The organism is Paenibacillus sp. VTT E-133291, from assembly GCF_002264395.1.
Lineage (GTDB): Bacteria > Bacillota > Bacilli > Paenibacillales > Paenibacillaceae > Paenibacillus_AQ > Paenibacillus_AQ nitricinens.
Genome location: NZ_NFVA01000012.1, coordinates 65,984 through 87,886, shown reverse-complemented (window position 1 = coordinate 87,886; position 21,903 = coordinate 65,984). Strand labels below are relative to the sequence as shown.

25 protein-coding genes are annotated in these 21,903 nt (G+C 45.4%); 19 read left to right on the top strand and 6 right to left on the bottom strand.

From position 1 onward, the window contains the following. Positions 1-21: 21 nt before the first annotated feature. Entirely contained in the window at positions 22-1,050 is a 1,029-nt protein-coding gene (locus CA598_RS08060) for a CobW family GTP-binding protein (protein WP_094876167.1), read from the bottom strand. Positions 1,051-1,253: 203 nt separating this feature from the next. Between CA598_RS08060 and rpmG the strand changes: the two genes are divergently transcribed. The 8 genes from rpmG to CA598_RS08020 all read left to right on the top strand — a co-directional run bounded on the left by rpmG (position 1,254) and on the right by CA598_RS08020 (position 7,087). Beyond that, positions 1,254-1,403 (top strand): 50S ribosomal protein L33, encoded by a 150-nt coding sequence (gene rpmG / locus CA598_RS08055; protein WP_094874652.1) that lies wholly within the window; start codon positions 1,254-1,256, stop codon positions 1,401-1,403. 50 nt (positions 1,404-1,453) lie between these two features. Continuing rightward, positions 1,454-2,662: a GTP-binding protein gene (locus CA598_RS08050; protein WP_094876166.1), complete on the top strand. Its 1,209-nt coding sequence runs from the start codon at positions 1,454-1,456 to the stop codon at positions 2,660-2,662. Positions 2,663-2,876: 214 nt separating this feature from the next. After that, positions 2,877-3,584 carry a metal ABC transporter ATP-binding protein gene (locus CA598_RS08045; protein WP_094876165.1) on the top strand — a complete coding sequence of 236 codons (708 nt, stop codon included), beginning with the start codon at positions 2,877-2,879 and terminating at the stop codon, positions 3,582-3,584. Further along, positions 3,530-4,396 carry a metal ABC transporter permease gene (locus tag CA598_RS08040; RefSeq protein ID WP_094876164.1) on the top strand — a complete coding sequence of 289 codons (867 nt, stop codon included), beginning with the start codon at positions 3,530-3,532 and terminating at the stop codon, positions 4,394-4,396. The genes CA598_RS08045 and CA598_RS08040 overlap by 55 nt, the downstream gene beginning before the upstream one ends. After that, positions 4,386-5,423 carry a metal ABC transporter substrate-binding protein gene (locus CA598_RS08035; protein WP_094876163.1) on the top strand — a complete coding sequence of 346 codons (1,038 nt, stop codon included), beginning with the start codon at positions 4,386-4,388 and terminating at the stop codon, positions 5,421-5,423. Before CA598_RS08040 ends, CA598_RS08035 begins: the two co-directional genes overlap by 11 nt. 28 nt (positions 5,424-5,451) lie before the next feature. After that, on the top strand, positions 5,452-5,721 hold the full coding sequence (gene rpsN / locus CA598_RS08030; RefSeq protein ID WP_094876162.1) for a 30S ribosomal protein S14: 270 nt from the start codon (positions 5,452-5,454) through the stop codon (positions 5,719-5,721). Between the two features lie 177 nt (positions 5,722-5,898). After that, positions 5,899-6,336: a DUF6157 family protein gene (locus CA598_RS08025; RefSeq protein WP_094876161.1), complete on the top strand. Its 438-nt coding sequence runs from the start codon at positions 5,899-5,901 to the stop codon at positions 6,334-6,336. After that, positions 6,314-7,087, top strand: a complete 774-nt coding sequence (locus CA598_RS08020) for a GNAT family N-acetyltransferase (protein ID WP_094876160.1) — start codon at positions 6,314-6,316, stop codon at positions 7,085-7,087. The genes CA598_RS08025 and CA598_RS08020 overlap by 23 nt, the downstream gene beginning before the upstream one ends. 528 nt (positions 7,088-7,615) lie before the next feature. Here the strand turns inward: CA598_RS08020 and CA598_RS08015 are convergent. Together CA598_RS08015 and CA598_RS08010 are read right to left on the bottom strand one after the other, a co-directional pair. Then, positions 7,616-8,419, bottom strand: a complete 804-nt coding sequence (locus tag CA598_RS08015) for an MBL fold metallo-hydrolase (protein WP_094874386.1) — start codon at positions 8,417-8,419, stop codon at positions 7,616-7,618. Between the two features lie 146 nt (positions 8,420-8,565). Next, complete coding sequence (locus CA598_RS08010; RefSeq protein ID WP_094874387.1) at positions 8,566-9,150, bottom strand: helix-turn-helix domain-containing protein; 585 nt, start codon at positions 9,148-9,150, stop codon at positions 8,566-8,568. 164 nt (positions 9,151-9,314) lie between these two features. Between CA598_RS08010 and CA598_RS08005 the strand changes: the two genes are divergently transcribed. The 9 genes from CA598_RS08005 to CA598_RS07965 all read left to right on the top strand — a co-directional run bounded on the left by CA598_RS08005 (position 9,315) and on the right by CA598_RS07965 (position 15,084). Next, on the top strand, positions 9,315-9,602 hold the full coding sequence (locus CA598_RS08005) for a Dabb family protein (RefSeq protein ID WP_042126253.1): 288 nt from the start codon (positions 9,315-9,317) through the stop codon (positions 9,600-9,602). Positions 9,603-9,812: 210 nt separating this feature from the next. Then, positions 9,813-10,253, top strand: coding sequence for a DUF86 domain-containing protein (locus tag CA598_RS08000; RefSeq protein WP_042186787.1), 441 nt, complete (start codon positions 9,813-9,815; stop codon positions 10,251-10,253). A 59-nt stretch (positions 10,254-10,312) separates the two neighbouring features. Further along, positions 10,313-10,978 carry a helix-turn-helix transcriptional regulator gene (locus tag CA598_RS07995; RefSeq protein WP_094876159.1) on the top strand — a complete coding sequence of 222 codons (666 nt, stop codon included), beginning with the start codon at positions 10,313-10,315 and terminating at the stop codon, positions 10,976-10,978. A 100-nt stretch (positions 10,979-11,078) separates the two neighbouring features. After that, on the top strand, positions 11,079-11,531 hold the full coding sequence (locus CA598_RS07990) for a YtxH domain-containing protein (protein WP_094876158.1): 453 nt from the start codon (positions 11,079-11,081) through the stop codon (positions 11,529-11,531). 254 nt (positions 11,532-11,785) lie between these two features. Then, positions 11,786-12,592, top strand: a complete 807-nt coding sequence (gene racE / locus CA598_RS07985) for a glutamate racemase (RefSeq protein WP_042193608.1) — start codon at positions 11,786-11,788, stop codon at positions 12,590-12,592. Positions 12,593-12,804: 212 nt separating this feature from the next. Further along, the gene (locus CA598_RS07980) at positions 12,805-14,019 is read left to right on the top strand and encodes a M14 family metallopeptidase (protein WP_094876157.1); all 1,215 of its coding nucleotides are present in this window, start codon (positions 12,805-12,807) and stop codon (positions 14,017-14,019) included. A 104-nt stretch (positions 14,020-14,123) separates the two neighbouring features. Next, a complete protein-coding gene (locus CA598_RS07975) occupies positions 14,124-14,375 on the top strand; it encodes a hypothetical protein (protein ID WP_094876156.1) in 252 nt (83 codons plus the stop codon). Between the two features lie 125 nt (positions 14,376-14,500). Further along, a complete protein-coding gene (locus tag CA598_RS07970) occupies positions 14,501-14,803 on the top strand; it encodes a HesB/IscA family protein (protein ID WP_042126263.1) in 303 nt (100 codons plus the stop codon). 41 nt (positions 14,804-14,844) lie between these two features. Continuing rightward, the gene (locus CA598_RS07965) at positions 14,845-15,084 is read left to right on the top strand and encodes a YuzB family protein (RefSeq protein ID WP_042126265.1); all 240 of its coding nucleotides are present in this window, start codon (positions 14,845-14,847) and stop codon (positions 15,082-15,084) included. Between the two features lie 86 nt (positions 15,085-15,170). Here CA598_RS07965 and CA598_RS07960 read toward each other — a convergent pair whose 3' ends face one another. Continuing rightward, positions 15,171-17,141, bottom strand: a complete 1,971-nt coding sequence (locus CA598_RS07960; protein WP_094876178.1) for an LTA synthase family protein — start codon at positions 17,139-17,141, stop codon at positions 15,171-15,173. 203 nt (positions 17,142-17,344) lie between these two features. After that, entirely contained in the window at positions 17,345-18,484 is a 1,140-nt protein-coding gene (locus tag CA598_RS07955) for a THUMP domain-containing class I SAM-dependent RNA methyltransferase (RefSeq protein ID WP_076283187.1), read from the bottom strand. Positions 18,485-18,682: 198 nt separating this feature from the next. Here CA598_RS07955 and CA598_RS07950 point away from each other — a divergent pair, with 198 nt between their 5' ends. Continuing rightward, positions 18,683-19,312, top strand: a complete 630-nt coding sequence (locus tag CA598_RS07950; RefSeq protein WP_094876155.1) for an O-methyltransferase — start codon at positions 18,683-18,685, stop codon at positions 19,310-19,312. Between the two features lie 7 nt (positions 19,313-19,319). Here the strand turns inward: CA598_RS07950 and CA598_RS07945 are convergent, their stop codons facing one another. Then, positions 19,320-20,540, bottom strand: coding sequence for an MFS transporter (locus CA598_RS07945; protein WP_094876154.1), 1,221 nt, complete (start codon positions 20,538-20,540; stop codon positions 19,320-19,322). Positions 20,541-20,818: 278 nt separating this feature from the next. Between CA598_RS07945 and hemE the strand changes: the two genes are divergently transcribed. Continuing rightward, the gene (gene hemE / locus CA598_RS07940) at positions 20,819-21,880 is read left to right on the top strand and encodes a uroporphyrinogen decarboxylase (RefSeq protein ID WP_094874395.1); all 1,062 of its coding nucleotides are present in this window, start codon (positions 20,819-20,821) and stop codon (positions 21,878-21,880) included. The last annotated feature ends 23 nt before the right edge of the window (positions 21,881-21,903 follow it).

Genomic DNA, 21,903 nt, shown 5'->3' with positions numbered 1-21,903 from the left:
TTTTTAAAGGGGAAAGGGTAGTCAAGGCTCGAATAAGGTGGACCACCGATCTGCCAGCAGTTCCTCATCTAAATTTATCCCGATGAATACTACATAAGGCATTCCGGGGTAACGTGACGCCTCCCAGCTTGTACGCATTCCCGCATATTGGACAAGTTGAACCGGTTCCTGTTCGGACAAAAGGATATGCCCTTTGGCACGGAGCAGATTGTCACCCCATTCTTGAAAGAAAGCCTCTAGCCGTTCTTTGGTAGGCATTGTAGTCCCCGCTTGCGGAATGGTTAGCGTGATGGCGGTCACTTGGGAAAAAGAGGCATGGGACTCCTCTTGCCGTTCTTTTACTGCTGTGGCTCCCTGTTCTGAATTTATTTGTTTAAGTGTTGCGCCTTTAAAGGTTTGAGGTGCACGTTGTGGCGCGGGAGCGATGATTTTACGTGGGGTGATTCCTGATAATATCGGTGAAAGGTTGATTTCGCTGTAATGGGTATAAACGATTTCAGCCTCTGAATTTTGTTTTCGGACACCCTTTTCAATTCGCCATAAGGTTTCTGGCTCTACAAGATCGCTCTTATTAACGACAATGAGATCAGCGGAGGACAGCTGCTTGCGAAGGGTACGAACCAGCTGTTTGTCAGAAGAGAGTCTGCTGTTATATTCCAAGGCGTTCTCTGCATCCAATAAGGTGATCGTAAAATGCAATTCGACCCTTTCCTGTAGAGCGGCTTCTTGTAATGTTTTGGAAATTTCTTCAGGGTTCGCGACGCCAGTAAGCTCGATATAAATAGCATCAGGCCGTCCTCTTAACAGTACCAGCAGGCTGTCTGCCAAATCCTCTTTACGGCTACAGCATACACATCCGTCCAGTAGCTTAGTCACGGTTGTACCCGTATGCTCCTGCAGAATATACCCATCAACATCTCTCTTTCCCAGCTCATTCATAACTACGCCAGGGTTCAGACCTCTTACCTTGCTCTCTTTCAGCAGGGACAATAGCAGAGTTGTCTTCCCGCTCCCCAGAAACCCGCTCAAAATAATTACTGGTATCTTCATGATCTCCACTCCTGCCTGATTCTCTTGGAAATACAAGAATCATATTTTTATAATTCCATCTATACGTGAGTTGTCCGCCAGAAAGACCACAAAGTTAAGAGAGTTGAAATATTTACAAGACGATAGTTGACAGAGTGTGAATAAACCGTGTACGATGTGTTAATCGTAATTATTACGATTTAAATAAAAAGGAGATGGAACCCATGAGAGTAACCATTACTTTAGCATGCACCGAGACAGGAGATCGCAACTATACCACTACGAAGAATAAGCGAAATCACCCAGAACGTATGGAAATGAAGAAATATTGCCCACGTCTCAAAAGAGTTACATTACACCGCGAAACCCGGTAAGTGCTATAAATGCCAAACATAAATGCTAATCAATGATAGGAGTGTTCTGAATGAAAAAAATCCCGGTTACTGTGCTCAGTGGCTACTTAGGCTCTGGGAAGACAACGCTGCTGAATCATATTTTGCATAACCGTGACGGGCTTAAAGTGGCCGTTATAGTAAATGACATGAGTGAAGTGAATGTGGATGCAAATCTGGTGAAGTCGGGAAATACGCTGTCCAGAACCGAAGAGAAGCTGGTTGAAATGTCTAATGGATGTATTTGCTGTACACTTCGGGATGATTTAATTATTGAAGTGCAAAAGCTAACTGCTGAGGGACGATTTGATTACATCCTGATTGAATCCTCTGGCATTAGTGAGCCGGTACCCGTAGCCCAGACCTTTACCTACGCGAATCCCGAGCTAGATATCGATTTAACTTCACTTGCTCAATTGGATACGCTGGTGACGGTAGTGGATGCTGGGCGTTTCTGGCATGACTTCTCCTCTGGGGATAGTCTAATAGATCGTAATCAAACGGCTGGTGAGGGAGATTTCCGCGATATTGTAGATCTGCTGATTGATCAGATTGAAACCTGTGATGTGCTGCTGCTGAATAAGTGTGATCTGCTGCAAGAAGATGAACTCAACAAGCTTGAAGCTGTGCTCCGTAAACTGCAGCCAATGGCCAAGCTTATCCGCACGGTTAACGGTGTAGTCGATCCGAAGGAGATTCTGAATACTGGATTGTTTGATTTTGACAAAACAAGCTTGTCTTCGGGCTGGGTTGCGGAGCTGAATAAGGAGTCGCATACCCCTGAGACAGAGGAATATGGGATATCCTCTTTTGTCTATCGTCAGAGAACACCTTTCCATCCGCAAAGATTAAGTTTTTTCTTTAGCAACTGGCCGGAAGAGGTTGTTCGATCAAAAGGAGTAGTATGGGTAGCGGCCAAAGGGGATCTTGCAGCTACTTTAAGTCAGGCAGGACCTTCGATTCAGTTCGGACCTGCCGGTTACTGGCTGGCTACAATGCCTAAAGAGCAACAGCTGGAGGTACTGGAAGAGGAACCTGAGCTGCGGGCGAAATGGGACGAGCAGTGGGGTGATAGAATTAATGAAATTGTATTTATCGGTGTAAACATGGATCAAGCTCAGCTCGAAGCCAGATTGGACAGATGTCTGCTGACAGCCGAAGAACTGAAGCTGGATTGGGCCAAGTTTAACAATCCATTACCATGGCCTGTTGAGGAGCTTCTAGCAGCCGCTGAAGAGTAGAACTATAGGGAGTTAGAGATGAAAAACCGGGATCCAGCAGGCTGGAATTCCGGTTTTTGCTATATGCCCAAGTAAATAATAGTTACTATTACGATTAATTTCTGGATTTGGGTTTACAAATCGTAATGATTACGATATTATCAATTTTGTTAATCGTAAAACTTACGATTTGAAAGCAAGGCAGACATAATCAGTCAGAAGGGAGGCGAGGCATATGATCCTATCATCCATGCGAAATGTAGTGTTCGGGTATGGGGATGAACCTGTACTTGATAACATTTCACTAGAGATTCATACCGGACAGTTTATTGGGATAACAGGACCTAATGGGGCTGCCAAGACCACCCTGTTGAAGCTTATGCTCGGCCTGCTCCGTCCATGGAGTGGAACGGTACATTTGAATAAAGCGCTGTCGGATAACGGGAAGCTGGTTATCGGGTACGTACCACAGCAGGTAGCTTCTTTTAACGCGGGGTTCCCAAGCAAGGTGATTGAACTGGTTCGCTCAGGTTGTTACCCAAGGCTGGGGTTATTTAGACGGTTCACACCGGAGCAGGACGAAATCGTTGAGCGAAGTTTAAGGCAGGTGGATATGTGGCATTTGCGAGACCGGAGGATAGGAGAGCTGTCAGGCGGTCAAAAGCAGAGGATCTGTATCGCCCGTGCCTTGGCACAGCAGCCGCAGATATTGGTTCTGGACGAACCCACTACAGGAATGGATCTGGACAGCCGCATAGGGTTCTATAAGCTAATGCGCCACGTTGTCAGTGAACACGGTCGAACGGTAATCATGGTGACACATGCTCTGGAAGAGACCAGTTCCTATCTTGATACGGTGATCAGCTTGGAACGAAAGGAGGACGAAGGGTGGCAATGTTTAGTTACGAATTCATGCAACGTGCATTTTGGGCCGGTGGGTTAATTGGCATTATCGGTCCACTGCTCGGGGTGTATCTCATGCTTCGCCGTCAGGTGCTCATGGCAGATACCCTCTCTCATGTATCACTTGCAGGAGTAGCCCTAGGTTCGATCCTGCAGCTTAATCCAGCATTAAGTGGTTTCATGGTTGCGATTCTTGGCGGTATTGTTATCGAACAGCTTCGACGTTCCTATCGTACATACAGCGAGCTTCCGGTAGCTATTATTATGACCTCTGGACTGGCGTTGGCAGTTGTGCTTATGAGCTTAAAGCAGAATTTGAGTAAAAGCTTCAGCTCCTACCTGTTTGGTTCCATTGTTGCGGTCAGCGATACCCAATTGATGATTATTGCTCTCGTAGCTGTAATCGGCCTGCTCTATTTTATTGTTTTTCGCAGATCTCTGTATAATCTGACCTTTGATGAAGAAACCGCTACTATCAGTGGAGTTCATGTAGGCTGGTTATCCTTTTCGTTTGCGGTACTCACTGGGATGACGGTAGCGGCTGCAATGCCAGTTGTTGGGGTTTTATTGGTTTCAGCACTTATTGTTTTGCCAGCATCGATCGCTTTGCGTATCGCGTCAGGTTTTGCGACAGCTATATGGATCTCGATTAGCGTAGGACTGCTTGGTGTGTTTAGTGGACTCAGTGCCTCTTATTACATCAATACACCGCCGGGTGGGACAATTGCGCTTATCTTGCTATCTTTTTTGTTAATTGCAATCTTGGTACAGAAGCTGATCAGGCTTAAAAATCGTCGTCACATTCAAAAATCTATTTCCAGAAAAGGAGATATATCTCTCAATGAAATTTAGAATGCATCATCTAGCTATTTTGTCTCTATCCACCTTACTTTTTGCCGCAGGCTGCGGTAACAATAATGCAGTTAATTCTACTGCTTCGAATGCTTCTGGAGCCGCAGAAGTTACTGCACTTCCAGAAGCCTCGAAATTAAATATTAAAGTCAGTTTTTATCCGATTTACGAGTTTACGAAAAATGTGGCAGGTGATCTGGCAGAAGTAGAAGCACTCATTCCAGCTGGAATTGAGCCGCATGATTGGGAACCAACCGCTCAGGATATGGCTGAAATCTCAGATGCGGATATGCTGATCTATAACGGCGCTGGAATGGAAGGCTGGGTGGATCAAGTACTGGAAAGTGTATCCGGAAAATCATTAATCACGGTAGAGGCCAGCAAGGGCTTGGACATTATGGAAGGGACAGAAGAGGAAGAAGCGGACCACGACCATGGGGAAGGTGAACATGCTCACGAAGAAGGTGAACATGCTCACGAAGAGCATTCGCATGATCATGGTGGACTAGATCCGCATGTGTGGCTCAATCCAGTGCTTGCTATTCAAGAAGTGCGTAACATTGAAGCGGCTTTATCTGCGGCTGCACCTGACAACGCTAAGGATTTCAAGGCGAATGCAGATGCTTATGTAGCTAAGCTGGAGCAGCTGGATCAAGCGTTTAAGGATGAACTTAAGGAGACTAAACGTAAGGATTTCATCACCCAGCATGCGGCTTTCGGTTACCTTGCCAAGCAGTATGGATTAACTCAGGTCCCAATTGCCGGATTGTCTCCGGAGCAGGAACCTTCTGCAGCGAATATGAGCAAGATTGTGGAGTTTGCGAAAGAGCATAAGGTGAAGACGATATTCTTCGAGACGCTTGTATCCTCAAGTGTGGCAGATACGATCGCTAAGGAGATTGGTGCCAAAACAGCCGTTCTAAACCCGATTGAAGGATTAACAGAAGAGGATCGTAGTCAGAACCTGGATTATTTAGGGATCATGCGTCAGAACCTGGCAGCCTTGAAAAGTGCATTAAACGAGTAGAACATACAGAAGTGGAAGGAGAACCACAATGGCCAAGAAATCAAAAGTTGTGAAAGAATTGAAGAGACAAGAGCTAGTCGCAAAATATGCAGCTAAAAGAAAAGAACTAAAAGAAAAAGGAGACTACATGGCTTTGCAAAAGCTGCCACGTGATTCCTCCGCAACTCGTCAAAAAAATAGATGTCAAGTCTCCGGCAGACCTCGGGGCTACTTGCGGAAATTCAAAGTTTCTCGGATTGTATTCCGTGAATTGGCACATAAAGGTCAAATTCCCGGGATCACAAAGTCGAGCTGGTAGAAGCCAGCTTTGCTAATTAGAGAATACAAAGAGAACGGTCAATCCTTCGTCATTTAGAGGATTGGCCGTTTTTGCTGCTTCAATTATATGGACCTTAGAAAAATCGGCTATGCTTAGAATAGGAAGATGACTTATCATATAAGGAATATATATCTATTTCGTATGGAGGCGTTGCAAATGAGCTATACCGATACTTTTATTCGTGTAGCAGAGGATTGTCCAGAGGAGACCGGGGTACCTCCGATGTCTTGTCGAACACTCCCGCCTGCACATGTAATTCAATATGAACTGCTTATTCATGAACCTTACCAATACAACCATGAAGAACTTCTATATGAGGTTCATGTGCGTCATAAACAAATCCCACTAGAAGATCGAGTGACTCGTAAGGAGGAAATATGGAACGAGCTATTTTCCAGAAACCACCCTTGCCTGCGGGCGTCATTGCTGCCGAAGCGGTTTGGTTGGGGAGTTCATTTTAACAGTGATGGCAAAATTGCTCTATATGGCAAAGAGTCCCCCCAATATGACCATTTTACAACCCAAGGAGAGGAAAGTGCTGTAAAGCTGTTGCCAGCGATGCGTAACAAACGTGCCTCGAAAGGAGAGGATTAAGCTGTATAAATTCATAGAAGAAATCACACTGAATACTTGGCCTGCAGAACAGAGCCTGCTTTTGAATGGATGGATTCTACGTACGGCAGCGGGTTATACCAAAAGGGCTAATTCGGTGAATCCGTTATATGGGGCTGAGCGCTGTACGGCAGATTTAGGCGATCAGATCAAGCTTGCGGAGCAGTATTATGAACATGCTGGACTAAAGCCAGTCTTTAAAATAACTCCCTACATCCAGCCTGCAAGCCTTGATGAGAAGCTAGCTGATCGTGGTTACAGCATAGCGGAGCCTTCATCAGTAAGAGTGCTTGATCTGGAGGACTTAGCGACCCCTGATTTATGTTATACGGTTCAGGTGCAGGAGAACTTGACTGAAGCGTGGCTAAACGTATTCAGTGAGCTTACCGAGCTGTCCGATAAGAATCGGGAAACCTTAACCAGAATGTTGTCCGCCTCGCATTTGAAGCAGGGTTATGTCATATTGTTCAACAATGATATTCCTACCGCTTGTGGTCTTGGCGTGATTCAGAACGGATACATGGGTCTGTATGATATTGTCACTGCTGCGGAATACCGTAGACAGGGGATGGCAGAGCAATTATTGCTGGCCTTGCTTCACTGGGGGAAATCACGGGGAGCTAAGACCTCTTTCCTGCAAGTGGTACAAGCTAATGCTGGAGCTTCAGCCTTGTATGACAAACTGGGCTTTAAGGAGATTTATAAGTATTGGTATAGGGTGCTGGGAAGCTGATGTGAGGTGAGGAAGAACATCTATGTCCGAATATTGGAGTCGAAGATTTGCGCAAGAAGGCATGATCTGGGGGAGTGAGCCGAGTCCTACAGCTTAGGCAGTAAGGGATAATTTTCGGCAACATAATGTGAAGTCGGTTCTAGTCCCCGGTTCAGGATATGGACGAAATACGAAGGTACATGGGCCATTAGGAAGGACTCATCAATACATACTTAGATATATAGTCGCACGTAAGTCTCCATTCACTTTCAACACCTAAGAAGTGGAGCAACTCTCAATTTCCCCGGAACGTGATATTTAGTTGTTTCGCTGATAATGAGGGAAAACCTCCCTGAAATTTAGCAAATATTGCTTGAAATCCATGGTTTTAAGGGAAAAACTCCCTAATAATTCGTTGAATATCCTTTGAATTGGCTATTTCAAGTGAATTAAAGGGAGTTTTTCCCGGATTATGCTTTGAGAGGGATGCTCGCCCGGATAAATAGGGACTTTTTCCCTAATTCTAGTTGAATGATAAAAGCACCTTACTTACACAAACTTTCCTTGACCCGGCAGCGCCATTTCTTTGAAATTTTTGCATAAATGAGCAAGCTGAGTAGATAGTTTTTCACCCTCCATCGGTACCCCATGTCCAGAGAGAACGATATGAGGATTGAGCAGTGCAAGGGTGCGGACCGACTTTTCCGCATCTTCCCAGTCTGTCGTGAAATAAGAGGGAGGGCCATGCACCACCTGATGCTGAGTCGCCACAGCGAATACCGATTCTTGTTTGACCGTAAGGAAAGTGTCACCAGCAATTAGCACCTTATCCTCTGGTCTGAACAGGGAAATATGTCCCGGACTATGTCCAGGAGTATGGACCCATTTCCAGCCGTGTGCTCCAGGGACGGTCCTGTCTTCCGGCAACGGATGGATGGCTGATCCAAGGTCGATGCCATGATGGGAGAATAATGAGGACACCATACTCATCAGTCCACCGCCTACGGCCGGATCGGCTGGCGGATAATCCGCTTTACCTGTTAAATAAGGAAGCTCTAGTGGATGAGCATAAACGGGTACATTCCATTCCTCAATAAGCTTTTTCACACCCCCGATATGATCAAAATGCCCATGCGTCAAGACAATTGCCACCGGAGGCTTCTCAAACTTCTCCTTAGCAAAATCAATAATATGGTCTGTGTATGAGCTTAGCCCCGTATCTACAATGATCCAGTCCGAATGGGGCTGGCCGATGAATGCGCAATTTACGAACATGGTTCGCAGTCCGATGACACCAGGGGCCACGTCCCAAGTATCGGTGTAGCCTTCAGATAGTATTCCGTCAAGTCTCATCTTACGCCTCCTGTTCCGTTCTTAGTTCTGTACGTGGTACCTAAGCAGTAGTATGACCTTTTTTCGAGAAAAAAATATGGCAAAAAACCCTTTTCATGAATTCATGAAAAAGGGTTGGCATTGCACTTATAAACGAAGTGATCACATTAGAGCGTTCCGCAGTCTGCAAATAGAATATGGCGTGGAATCCGGAAGAAGGCTTCGGCTTTTTCCTGCAGAGCAGGGGTAGGCAGATGGCTGCTGTGCAACCATTTTCGAAACGTTCCGGGATGAACGCCTATCCAAATACTTACATCGGTAACGGAAAAATCGTAAACCATACAGAGACCGGTCAGAATCACATTGCTACGTGGAGAACTGGTAATACTTCTTTTCATAAATCGCGAAGGTGTTGGTTGACATACAATTGGACTTTGACGAATCAGTGCTTCATTAAACAAAATGTGGGGCGGGTACCCGAGTAGGCGGCAGGTCTTGTCAATGTTATTGTTGGAAGGGATACGACCTTCGTATACCCAGGCACTTACGCTGCGAGAGGATATACCCAGATCTTCTGCGAGTTTTGAAAGTTTGATATCCTTAGCCATCAATACAGCAAGTAACACACGGTTTCTAATCTGGCTACGCTTTGGACGGCGGAATCTTTTTACACGAACGCCTTGTCCAAGATATTTGCGGTTGATCAGAGACCACGCCTGGATATTATGAGTTTCTTGTTGGTTACTAGGCATAATTCCTCCGATTTTTTAAAAATATACTACAACACTTTCCTGTACATCGGCAATGGTTAATGCTGCTATTTCTGTAATCACCTTTTAAGTTTCTTTCAGAACACGTAAGCTTATGATATATTTTTAATATCTAATTACAATATTACAACAGGGAGCGAGTTAGAATGATCAAGCATATTGTGTTTTTTAAATTGAAGGACCGGTCCGAAGAAAGCGTTGCGGCAACGGTAGCCGTACTGCGAAATATGGAAGGTAAAATTCCGCAGCTCCTTTCGATTGAAGTGGGTGCTGATATCATTCATTCTGATCGATCCTTTGATATTGCTCTAGTTACGGTGGTAGCTTCTCTAGATGATTTACAGGCTTATCAGGTTCATCCGGCGCACAAGGAAGTTATAGCTCATATTAATGAGGTTAAAGAACTTTCAATTGCTGTGGATTACGTAATTTAAGCGGTCTACTGATTAACAAGCATCATCATTTTATACCGGAAGCGGTGACAGGAATGCGTGAGCTCGAGTATCCGATGGAAGCGTTAACTTATTTGGTCGTTTTTCTTGCGGCATGTTTCATTATGTTCTTCTGGCTGAAACGCCGCGGCAAACGCGGTAAGTAGGGATAATGCAGATTTCTCTAACTATTTTTGACATGGGGGTATTGCTGTGTATTATGTCAACCGCAAACAAATCGAAACCATTCTTGCTCAAATCCCAGATATAACGACGGGTCTTCGGACTGTAACAGCTTCATGGGATGGCAATACTTTAACCGGACTAATACAAGAACGCTGCCTTCATCTGGCGATAGAGGTGGTTACGGACGTTGGTAGTTGTCTGATTGACGGTTTTATTATGCGCGATGCTGGAAGTTATGAGGATATCATTTCAATCATACATGAAGAAAAAGTGCTAGGTAAAAGTGAGATCTACGAGCGATTGATAGAGCTTGTCGCACTTCGTAAGCCGCTCGTGCAGGATTATTTTGCCTGGGAAAGAGAAGCGCTGCACCCGCTCACACCAATCCTTTCAGAGGTGCTAGAGAAGTTTGCAGTTGAAGTAGGGAATTATTTGGATCAGGAACTTGGGTCCGGTGTAACGCTATAATAGCATAAGATAGAATCATATAAAATAGGCGGTAGCCGTGAAAGAGAGGGGGTTCCTTTATGATGAAGATGGGGCAGGAAAATGGATCGACAAGGCACTTGATTATGACGCTCCTGAAGACGAAAGGACCACTGACCATCGGCGCGCTGGCAGAAGAATTGGGAATTACAGAGATGGGTGTCCGTCGCCATGTGCTTCAGCTGGAGCAGGAGGGACTTGCTAAGACAAAAGTGGTTCGGCAAGCGATGGGGCGGCCTTTACATATGTATTCTTTAACAGAGAAGTCCGAAGAGTATTTTCCAAAAAGTTATCACAATCTGGCTTTGGAGCTTCTGCGTGAATTGGATTATGGCAGTGGATTGGATGCTGTTAATACATTGTTTGAGGGACGCCGTCGCCGGATGCTCACACAGTATGCACCAATGATGGAACGCCGGAGTTTGGAAGAACGAGTAGCTGAGTTATCGTCGATCCAAAACGCCGGTGGATATATGGCAGAGTGGAACCGTGAAGAGGATGGTTCGTTTGTCATAAGAGAATACAACTGCCCGATTCGCCAGGTGGCTACTCAGTATCGTAAAGCTTGTCAATGCGAGCATAGCCTATTTGAGGAATTGCTGGGTGCTAAGGTTACACGAAGTGAATGTATGGCAGAAGGCGGACAATGCTGCCGATACGCAATTGCACCCAAAAATGTAACAGACAAAACTTCTGAAAAGTCGTAATAATTAGTCACAAGACAAACTCCTGCTGCTTATGATATAGCAGATATAGGCATTAGCCCGGTAGAGCGGGGAGCAATGAATTTAAAGGAGAGATGAAACGATGAAAAAGGACACTAAAGGTTTGTTATGGGGAGCTTTAGTCGGAAGTGTGGTTGGATCAGTGACAGCACTTCTGTTCGCGCCTAAGCCAGGTAAAGAGCTGCGCAAGGATATTGCGGAAGGAACAGCTGCCGGCATTGAAAAGGTACAGGGAATTGCCGTGCAGGCTGGAGACAAGAGCGTTGAGCTGTACGACAAGGCTAAGGATTCTATAGGTCATGTAGTCCATGAGGTTCGCGAATGGAGCAAATCATGTTCGAATGCTGTAGAAGAAGATACTGCTACTGTAGCAGTAAGTGGAATTGCTACGGAAGAAACGATTCAAGAGGCTGCGGCTACTTTGGAAGAGGTAACGGAGTTAGAGGTTTTACCTGTTAGTGTTGAAGTAAGCAGTGAAGAAGCTAGCCTTGAAGAAGCTCAAACAGATGACAAGGACAATAACGAAATCGCATAATGAAACAGTGGATGGAGTGTTTGGTTTTACGGTCAAAAAGTACTTATTCTCTTTTAATAGAGCCGCTTTTTCGCATTGGGCGGAGAGTGGCTTTTTTATTTCATTTTTAAGGACCTGTGAAATAATGTAAAAAGTCTTGTCTTGAACAAAGAGTCCAAAAGGAGTATTATCTGCAATTGGGGCTGAAAGTCAGGTACATTTTGTTTTCGGCTTACATAAGCTACACAAAACAAGTAGAAGGAAGCGGTGTGTTCGTGCAGCAAGCTATTGCAATATTAGACTCAGGTGTGGGAGGGCTAACAGTTGTCAAAGAAGTGATGAGGCAACTCCCGCGGGAGAAGATCATTTATTTCGGAGATACGGCCCGAGCTCCGTACGGACCCCGTTCGACCGAGGAAGTAACATTGTTTACAGAACAAATTGTAGATTATTTGATCCAGTTTAATCCTAAAATGATTGTTATCGCTTGTAATACCGCAACAGCTGCGGCACTCGATTATATCTCAGCCAAGGTCTCTATTCCTGTCATTGGGGTGATTCATCCCGGAGCCCGTGCTGCAATTAGCGCGACCAAAAGCGGACATGTCGGCGTGATCGGTACAATAGGAACCATCGGCAGTGGGGCTTATACTAATGCACTAAAGCAGCTGTCTCCTTTTGTTGAGGTTGTAAGTCAAGCCTGCCCAGCGCTTGTCCCACTCGTTGAGCAAGGTATGTTCCGCTCAGAGAAAAGTTATGAAATTGTAGAGCAGGCATTGGAAGGCATTAAAGATAATAACATCGATACTTTAATTTTAGGATGCACTCATTATCCATTTCTTGTTGAGCCTATTGGTGAGACCATGGGACCGGGAGTCAAACTGATCAGTTCCGCAGATGAGACAGCTCGTGAGATCAGCACGATTTTATATGATAAAGGCAAGCTGTCCATCGGGGATGAAAGTCCAATTCATCAGTTCTTTTGCAGTGGTGATGCAGAAATGTTTCAGCGAATTGCCCGTGACTGGCTTGGAGAACAAATTAAACGCACCCCAGTAGTATGGCAAGTATCCACGTTATAAGCAGAGCAATGTTGAATTGAATAGGGACAAACTCTACGGAGTGTAAGATAAAATAGGCTGGGAAGCATAATTCCCAGCCTATTTTATCTTCTTGTGATTCATTTCTCCTTCATGCAAGGTAGTGGCTCTTGCATACAATAGAGTTAAGTGCTGTTTGCTGCTATTTTTGTATCCGCCGTATCAGCAATTTAAGGCCGAGAGGATGAGACCTAATGCGACAATATATTGCAAGCAGGGGAGATACCGTAAGCCGAATTGCTGCCCTGCATGGATTAACCCCTGAGCATGTCATTCAAGGCAATCCATGGGTTGGGAGACAGTCTTATTTATATCCGGGTCAGGTTTTATTTCTGCCGTCTTCGCCACGTAAAAGATATGCGGTGCAGGAAGGGGACGACCTTGAACGTATAACGTCATTATTCAATGTGAGTTTAGATGATTTGGAGAAGCTTAATCCAGGTGTGTCCTCAGGGCGCTTCTGTACACCGGGAAAAGTGCTCGTCATACCACCTCCGATTCCAGAGCGAGTGGTATTCTTACGTGGAGAGTACGGTCCGGTTGATGTTGAGAAGGACATCAGCAGTCTGATTGCACAATATCCTTTTATACAAGCACATCCAATTGGCAACAGTGTGCTCGGCAAGCCAATTCATGTGCTTAAAATAGGCAAGGGAACCCGTCATTTGCATGTTAATGCGGCTCTACATGCTAATGAATGGCTGACCTCGCCTTGCCTGATGTCGTTCATAGAAGAGTATGCGGCAGCTTATGTTAAAGGTTTGGCATGGAATGGTCATTGTCCAGAGGAATGGTACAATAATTGGACCCTATGGGCTGTACCCATGGCAAACCCAGACGGTGTGGAGTTAGTGCAGGAGGGCGTTTTACCAGGCCACCCTTATTATGAGGACCTTATGATATGGAACGGGGGACGGCGGAGTTTTCGCCATTGGAAGGCCAATATACGCGGTGTGGATCTCGGGGATCAGTTCCCTGCTCATTGGGAAGAGGAACGGGAACGCCGTGGTGTAATCGGGCCCTCTCCGCGTGATTACAGTGGTCCTAAGGCGTTAAGTGAACCTGAGGCAGCCGCTCTAGCGGTACTTGCTGAGAACGCGCCCGGAGAAGCTGCAGTGTCTTTGCATAGCCAAGGTGGAGAGATCTACTGGAATTACCGGGGATATGAGCCGCCCGAAAGCCGCGAATTAGCAACACGGTTGGCGGCTGCGAGTAGCTATCGTGCAGTCGAATTAACGGGCAGCGATGCCGGATATAAGGATTGGTTTATCCAAACCTTTCGCAAACCAGGATTTACTGTAGAGCTGGGGATCGGCAAAAATCCGTTGCCACTGGCAGATTTTGAGGATATGGCGTTAGAAACAGGTCTGATTTTGGGAACGATACTATCCAATGTGAAAAAATTATGAAACAATTACAGTAAACTTGCGTAACATAAACCATAGGGTATGGCCGCTGTCGTCACTACACGTTATCCGCGGCTGTATCCTTTTTACTTGGGAGGAGAGCCACTATGAAACTGAAAAAACTGCTGTCACTGAAACAATGGTCTACTATCTTCAGTAGTTCCTGGCGATATGTGATCTCCCCAAAAGTCGCAATAGGGGACAAGCTTTTATTCACAATCCCAGTGCTGCTCTATTGGGTGTTGCCGGATTTCATGCCTTTTTTACCGATCGATGATATTGGTGTGACAATGCTCCTTATGGGCTGGTTCGTGTCACGGATGGGACGGAAATACCCGGCACTTCAGGCCGGAAACTAAGGCAGTGAAGTGAGATTTAGCTCGGATTGTGTATCTAATTTGTTAATATAGTTGCTTTTAGATATCATTTACCTTTAAAATAAGTAATTGAGTATTTAATTTAAGTACTAGGAGATGGATGATAGATGAAGGTCAAAATTACCCGCAATGCGGCTAAAGTGATAAAGAAACAAATGGAACTTGAAGGAAACAGCGAGCTGAAGCTTCGCGTAGCGATTACGCATGCTCACGGTGATCATGCTCACTACGGATTGGATTTGGACACGCCTAATGAGAATGATGTTGTAGTCTCGACAGATAAAGAAATCGATGTTATTCTTGATCCGAATCAACCGCTTCTTGATGGTGTGGTCGTTGATTATTTATATCTTCCTGAAGAAGGTTTTGTTATTACTAATCCATCTAAAGGTAATCACGGCGATCACTAAACGTTTCGCCTTAAATTTGGGACATAAAGAAGGGTTGCTCCATGGCTAACGATATACAAGTGTGCGATGAATGTAATTTTATGAAATTGAAAAGTATCATACCCAAACTGCAAAAGATGGCGCCTGATGCAGAGATCAAGGTCGGCTGTAAGTCGTACTGCGGTCCATGTGGCAAACGGGCCTTTGTATATGTTAATGGTCGTTATGTGAGTGCTCCAACAGAGGAAGAAGTGTTGAAGAAGGTAGAAGCTTTTATCAAGCAACCGGCCGTTCAGAAATAATGCAGAGGTCTTATCCATCAACTTAAAAAGCCCTAAACCCGTTCTGATGACGGAGTCTAGGGCTTTTTGTTTATAAAATCAAATATTTATGGTGCGGATTCTTCTTTTCGGAGCATCTTGATGCCATCGTATTTCATGATATCGTCTGAGATTTGCAGTCTTTGCTTGCTTGTCTCGAACCCGGTGCTACAACCCGCAACGTCTATAGCTTCGCGGCTGTCAAGGCTATAACAGGTGCCGTTGTTGAATTGTCCATTATCACTTGGTAGATAGGATCTCTTCGCATTAGCAAAGGAACCGGTTCGCAGTGTCACAAGTCGCTCTTTGCCGCTGAACAGATTATTACCCATAAGATAATAAGGATCTTGTGAGATCCCCAGCAGATGGAGTAAGGAAGGTGTGAGATCCAATTGACCAGCCGGATTAGAATCAAGCACCGAGGTGTTATTATCCGGCAGATGAATGAGCAATGGAACTTGATGCATAATTTGATGCATGTCGAGTTTGCTTAAGCTTTTACCAAGAAATTGTTCGTAATAAGAGGTGTCTTGGATAGAGTTATCATGATCACCATAAAAGGCAAGGATCGTGTTATCCCACAACTCACGCTGCTTCATATCACTCACCAATTCACCTAGAGCTTCATCTGTATAATGAACAGCCTGCAAATAATCTCCGAAGATGGTACCTTTAAACTCTCCGGTATCAAGCCCTTGTTTAGCCGCAGGGAGAGAATATGGGTGATGACTAGATAGTGTAGTCAAAAAAGAGTAAAAGGGCTTCTGGATCGATTCTGCAGAATCCATAATATTTAGGGACTGCCGCAGGAATGATTTATCTCCCAATGACCAGCCTAGAGGCTCGTCGATCTTAAAGTCTTTTTTGCTATAAAAATGGTCATATCCCATCGCCTTATACATAATCTGCCGATTCCAGAAGCTTCCTTCATACGCATGGAAGGCATTGGTGCTATAGCCCTTGGACTTCAAAATGGCAGGTAACGTGTCGAATTGATGATCCGGGTAACGGACAAATACTGAGCCGGAGACCAGCGGATACATTGAACCATTCGAGGCGAAATCGGCATCGGAGGTTCGTCCTTGTGAGGTCTGATGATAGTAATTACTGAAATAGGTATTCTCTTTGATTAGAGCGTTCAAATTAGGTGTGACCTCTTGTCCATTGATCGAACGTCCCACTACAAAATTCATAAAAGCTTCGGCCTGAATAACAACGATGTTGCTTCCGCTGTATTTTCCAAAGCTGTCGTTAAGAGCACTTTGCTCAGCATTGTGTTCATTGAACCAGAGCTTCATGGAGCTGGCTTCCTTTTGTGAAAGCTCAGGCTGCGGGCCTAAATGATCTTTGGTATACAAGTAAATATCATAACCATGAAATCCAATGAGTCCAGTAACGTTATACATCGCCAAGCTCCACCAATTACCAGTGAATAAACCCTTGGCCCACGTAGTAGCGTAAGAGTGGATAGGACCAAAGGTCAGAATGCAGCCTAATAGTAATGCAACGACTCCGTTAACGCTCTGTTTTAGTCCTCTCATTAAGCGTGAAGAGGGACGGAAATGACTTGTACGAGCATAATAGGCTGGCTGTTTATTATTATAGGTAGGCGTGTTCCGACGGAATAACACCACGCAAATGGTGTAAACCAGAAATATCAGCCAATCCGCGAACAAGTAGAGATCAGAGGGACGGAGTAGTGCAAAGATACTTCCGCCAAGTGCATCCATCTGTCCGGCTTGAAAAAGAACAGGAACGGTGATGAAATCCTGAAAGTAGCGATAGTAGACAATATCAGAATAAATAAGTAATGTCAGGAGCACGTTTATGATTATCAGGGCTATGGTCTGTCCACGTCGGGGGAGCCATAACACCCAAAATGATAACAGCATAACTGAACCGATAGCAATTAGCTTATCGAGACGGTTCATATCAATATTAGGGGCATGCAGGCCGCTGTGAAGAAACATTAGCTTAGCGAGCATAAGGACAAGAAAAAGGATGTAACCAATATAACGGGAGCTGACAATAGTGATCATTCTATCCGTTATCGATGAGCTGCTCCTACTAAATAGATCTCGTGACACGTTAAAGCCTCCTAGCGTAGAAGTTGAGTATGTAAGAAGAAACGGACACCGTCCTCAGTCGAGGGAGATGTCCGTTCTTATATTTCTCGCATAAACGCTTACCATCCTTATAAGGACGCCGAAGGCGTTCATGCTTGGCGTAATTGTCTTCCGAATTATTTCGGATTTCTAGGTGGAAGTGGACCCAAGTATTGATAATATTGACACTCAATACGTCCGTTATACAACTTGCGACGCTTGTCCGCTTTACGGCCGTAATATTGTTCGAATTCCTTATAGGGACTAATCGCGAAGAATGACCAAGTCGGTAGATACAGCATCATTTCACCAAACTGGCGAGTCAGCTTCTCCACCTCTTTATCATTACTGATCCGTTCACCATATGGGGGGTTGGTAATGATACAGCCATATTCGCCTTGGGGTCTTGCTTTGGCGGCAGCCATCACGGTGAAGGTGATTTCTCCGGACAGGCCGGCGCTTTTAGCAGCGGCTTCAGCAATTTCTATAGCAGCAGGATCGATATCCGTGCCGGTTAGCTGCAAGGGATAATCATCTCGCACGGCATCGAAAGCTTCTTCGCGAGCTTCTTCCCACAGATACTTAGGAATGACTGGCCAATGTTCTGAAGGGAAGGAACGACGTAGTCCCGGTGCGATGTTCCAAGCGATCATCGCGGCTTCGATCAACAATGTTCCCGAACCACAACATGGATCATATAGCGGCCGGTGGCCATTCCAGCGGCTAAGCTGGATTAAAGCGGCGGCCATCGTTTCCTTCAGTGGCGCTTCTGTAGCTTGTCTGCGGTATCCACGTTTGTGAAGAGCGGGTCCGGTGGTGTCTAGCGTAATAAGCGCGATATCATTTAACAGTATCACTTCGATCACATATCGAGGTCCGTTCTCTGGGAACCAGTCCGTATGATAGGAGAGCTTCAGCTTCTCGACGATAGCTTTTTTGACAATCCCTTGGGAAGCGGGTACACTCGTTAGTTGTGATTTATGGGATCGTCCTTCAACCGGAAATTCTCCATTCTCGGGAATCCAGTCTTCCCAAGGCAGCGCTTTAACACCCTCAAATAACTCATCGAAGGTTTTAGCGGGGAATTGACCCATTTTTACTAATACGCGGTCGGATGTACGCAGCCATAAATTACAGCGACAGATGTCGATATAATCACCACTGAACAATACACGACCGTTCTCGACCGTGGTCTCATAACCCAGTTCGTTTAATTCGCGCGCTACTACAGCTTCTAGTCCCATGGGGGCAGTAGCGATTAATTGTAATTTGCTCAAATACTCTCAACTCCGTTTAACTTGTAGATAAATACAAAAAGCCAGTACAATAAGAAAAGCCAGTACCATAAGAAAAGCATCCATACAAGTATAGGGGAATGCGGGACACTTCACAATGCCCGGCATTCCATAAATCATAAAATCTTCCCCGTCATCCCTTCATTCGAGAAAACGGGGGGTCATCAAAGGAGAAACTTTATGCTTACACAAGAAGAATACAGTGAACAACTTTATACCGAGGATGAAATCCTGCTTCAGGTAAAAGAAGCTATCGTCCAATCGGGTATGCCCGAGGTGTCTGTCGAGCCGGGGTATGGAAGACTGCTCACTATGCTTGTTAGACTGTCCCGCTCCACGCGTATTTTGGAAATTGGTGCACTTGGCGGCTACAGCGGGATTTGCTTATCTCGCGGCTTCACTGAAGGTGGCACGCTGACTTCGCTAGAGCTGAGGGCCGATTATGCCGAGCTTGCTCGCCGTAATTTAGAACTGGCCGGATTCGGGGATTCTACGGAATATAGAATAGGACCCGCTATGGACAGCCTGAAGGCACTGGACGAAGAGGGAGCTAAGTTCGATTTCTTCTTTATCGACGCAGACAAGATTAACTATATCAATTACTTGGAATATGCCATCAAGATGGCTAATCCAGGAGCGATCATTGCTGGTGATAATATCTTTCTCCGCGGACGGACGCTAAATACAGATCGAAATGGACCTGCCATTCTGGCTGTACGGCATTTCAATGAAATGATCGCCACCGATGACCGTCTGATCAGCACTTGTCTGCCAGCCTATGATGGACTGGCGTTGGCAATGGTGAAATAGCAGAAGATTAGCGAAATAGCCGTGGCGGAGTAGCTTTGTATAGCTTAACCCGGACCCATACGGTGTTTAACAGCAACAAGCTTCCGGAGATGATAAACAGTCCCTCAATACCAATATAACCAGATAGAAAGCCGCCTATGATAGCTCCTAGCATATTGCCCAGTGACAATGTGCTGCCGTTGAAGCCGAATGCGCGGCTTTCTTTCCCGTCAGGGGTATAAGACCGGATAAGCGCATTAACGCTGGGCAATAGGCCGCCCATAAAAATCCCCATGAGAAAGCGGACAATGATTAGCTGCCAAACGCTAGTAACGAATGCCTGCGGAATCAGGAATAGTGAAGCCCCGATTAAGGCGTAGGTCAGAATGCGATGCGCGCCGACTTTGTCACTCAGCTTGCCGAGCAAGGGGGAAGCCATCATGTTAGAGATCCCTGTAACTGCGCTGACCATTCCAGCTAAAAAGGCTATATTCTCAGCAGGCCCATTTAACTTTTCAACATAAAGCGGCAACAAGGCCATGGGGCTGATCATTGCAAATTGCAGCAAAAAGGTTACACCAAACAGTGCCGGGAGCTGAGGGATTTTGATCAATTCCTTCAAGCCCTCCATTACTGATACCTGCGGCTCTTGTGCCGCTTCTGCACGATCAAATTTCTCTTTAACGAGAAATAATGCCAGCAGAGAGGCGATAAAGAGCAAGGCGCCAACGACATAAAAGATCGGACGAAATCCGATTAAATCAGCAAGAAAACCACCAATAAGTGGTCCAAGGATGGTACCTGCAACAGAACCCGACTGCATCAGCCCCATCGAAAATCCCATGCGTGCTTTGGGAGTAGTACCCGAAACGAGGGCGATGGAAGCGGGATTGAAGCCGGAGATTGTACCGTTTAGCAGTCGCAGTAAGAGCAGCTGTATAGGGGATTGTGCGAAACCCATTAACACCATAACGATAGCCATGCCAAAGCTGGAGCGCAGGAGCATGATTTTACGCCCATATTTGTCAGCGAGTTTCCCCCATAGTGGCTGGAAAATGAATGAAGTTAAAAAGTTTGCGGCAAAAATAAGGCCCGCCCAAATTCCAATTTCATGCTCACCCTGAACTCCAAGATCCTTAGCAAGATACAAGGTCAGGAACGGTGTGATCATCGTCATTCCGGCATTTACCAAGAATTGTCCGAACCAAAGCACTAAGAGGTTGACCTTCCATGTCTCCCATTTCTTCAAAGTGCTTTCACTTCCTTTCAAAGAATTTCAGAAAATACATGATTCACAGAAAAATAGACATTTTATCAGTATATCATTTTTTAAGCTTCAAAAGTGCAATACATGTCATAGTAATGTCATAGGATTGTCATTCCACGATCTTCGTTTTGCTTGTTACAACCTTTTAAAAAGGGCATAATAGTAAGTATGCCGATCAAGCATAAACGCCATCGGCGTTCTTATTAGGACGGTAAGCGTTTATTTTAAAAAATCCTATAAAATATAATGGAGATCTTATCATGACCTACAACGACACTTTTATCCGCGCCTGCAGAAAGCAGGAGACGGAGCACGTTCCCGTATGGTACATGCGGCAGGCCGGCCGTTATGATCCCGAGTACCGTAAAATCAAGGAAAAGTACACATTGCTTGAAATCTGCAAACAGCCTGAGTTGGCGGCTGAAGTAACCTTGATGCCTGTGCGCAAGCTAGGTGTGGACGCGGCTATTTTGTATTCAGACATTATGAATCCGGTCGCTTCTATCGGTGTGAAATTTGATATCGTCAAGGATATTGGCCCTGTGATCGAGAATCCGATTCGCTCTGCAGCAGATGTCGAGAGACTGAAGCCCATTGATGTTGAAGGCGATCTCGGACATATTTTGGAGACAATTGCAATTCTGGATAAGGAGCTGGACGTGCCCTTGATTACTTTCGCAGGCGCACCGTTTACAATTGCCAGCTATCTGATCGAAGGCAGACCTTCCAAAGGATATATTCGTACTAAAGAGCTAATGTACAGTGAACCCCGTGTCTGGGAAATGCTGATGGACAAGCTCGGCGATATGATTATCGCTTACCTCCGCAGTCACGTGCGTAGTGGTGGAAAAGCGTTTCAATTGTTCGACAGCTGGGTCGGTGCCCTTGCGCCACGCGATTTTGAAAAGTATGTGTTACCGACGGTTTCTCGTATTTTTTCCGAATTATCCGATCTTGATGTACCGAAAATATACTTTCCTGGTGTGAGCTCTGGCGAATTGCTACCTAGTCTTACGAAGCTTCAAGCGGATGTAATCGGGGTGGACTGGCGTGTGAGCTTGTCCGAAGGTCGACGCAGAACAGGTGGGAAATTTGCGATTCAAGGCAACCTGGACCCGTATTTACTTACAGCGCCGATGGACGTCTTGAAGGAGCACGCGAAAGAGCTAATTGATGAAGGGGTACAAGAGCCTGGATATATCTTCAATCTGGGTCATGGCTTATTCCCGGAGGCTTCCTTAGAGAAGCTTAGAGAATTAACGGAATATATTCACGAATATTCACAGGAAGTATTGAAAGAATCAGCCAAACTGCGTTCTTAAAAATAGCCCATTAAATCTATAAG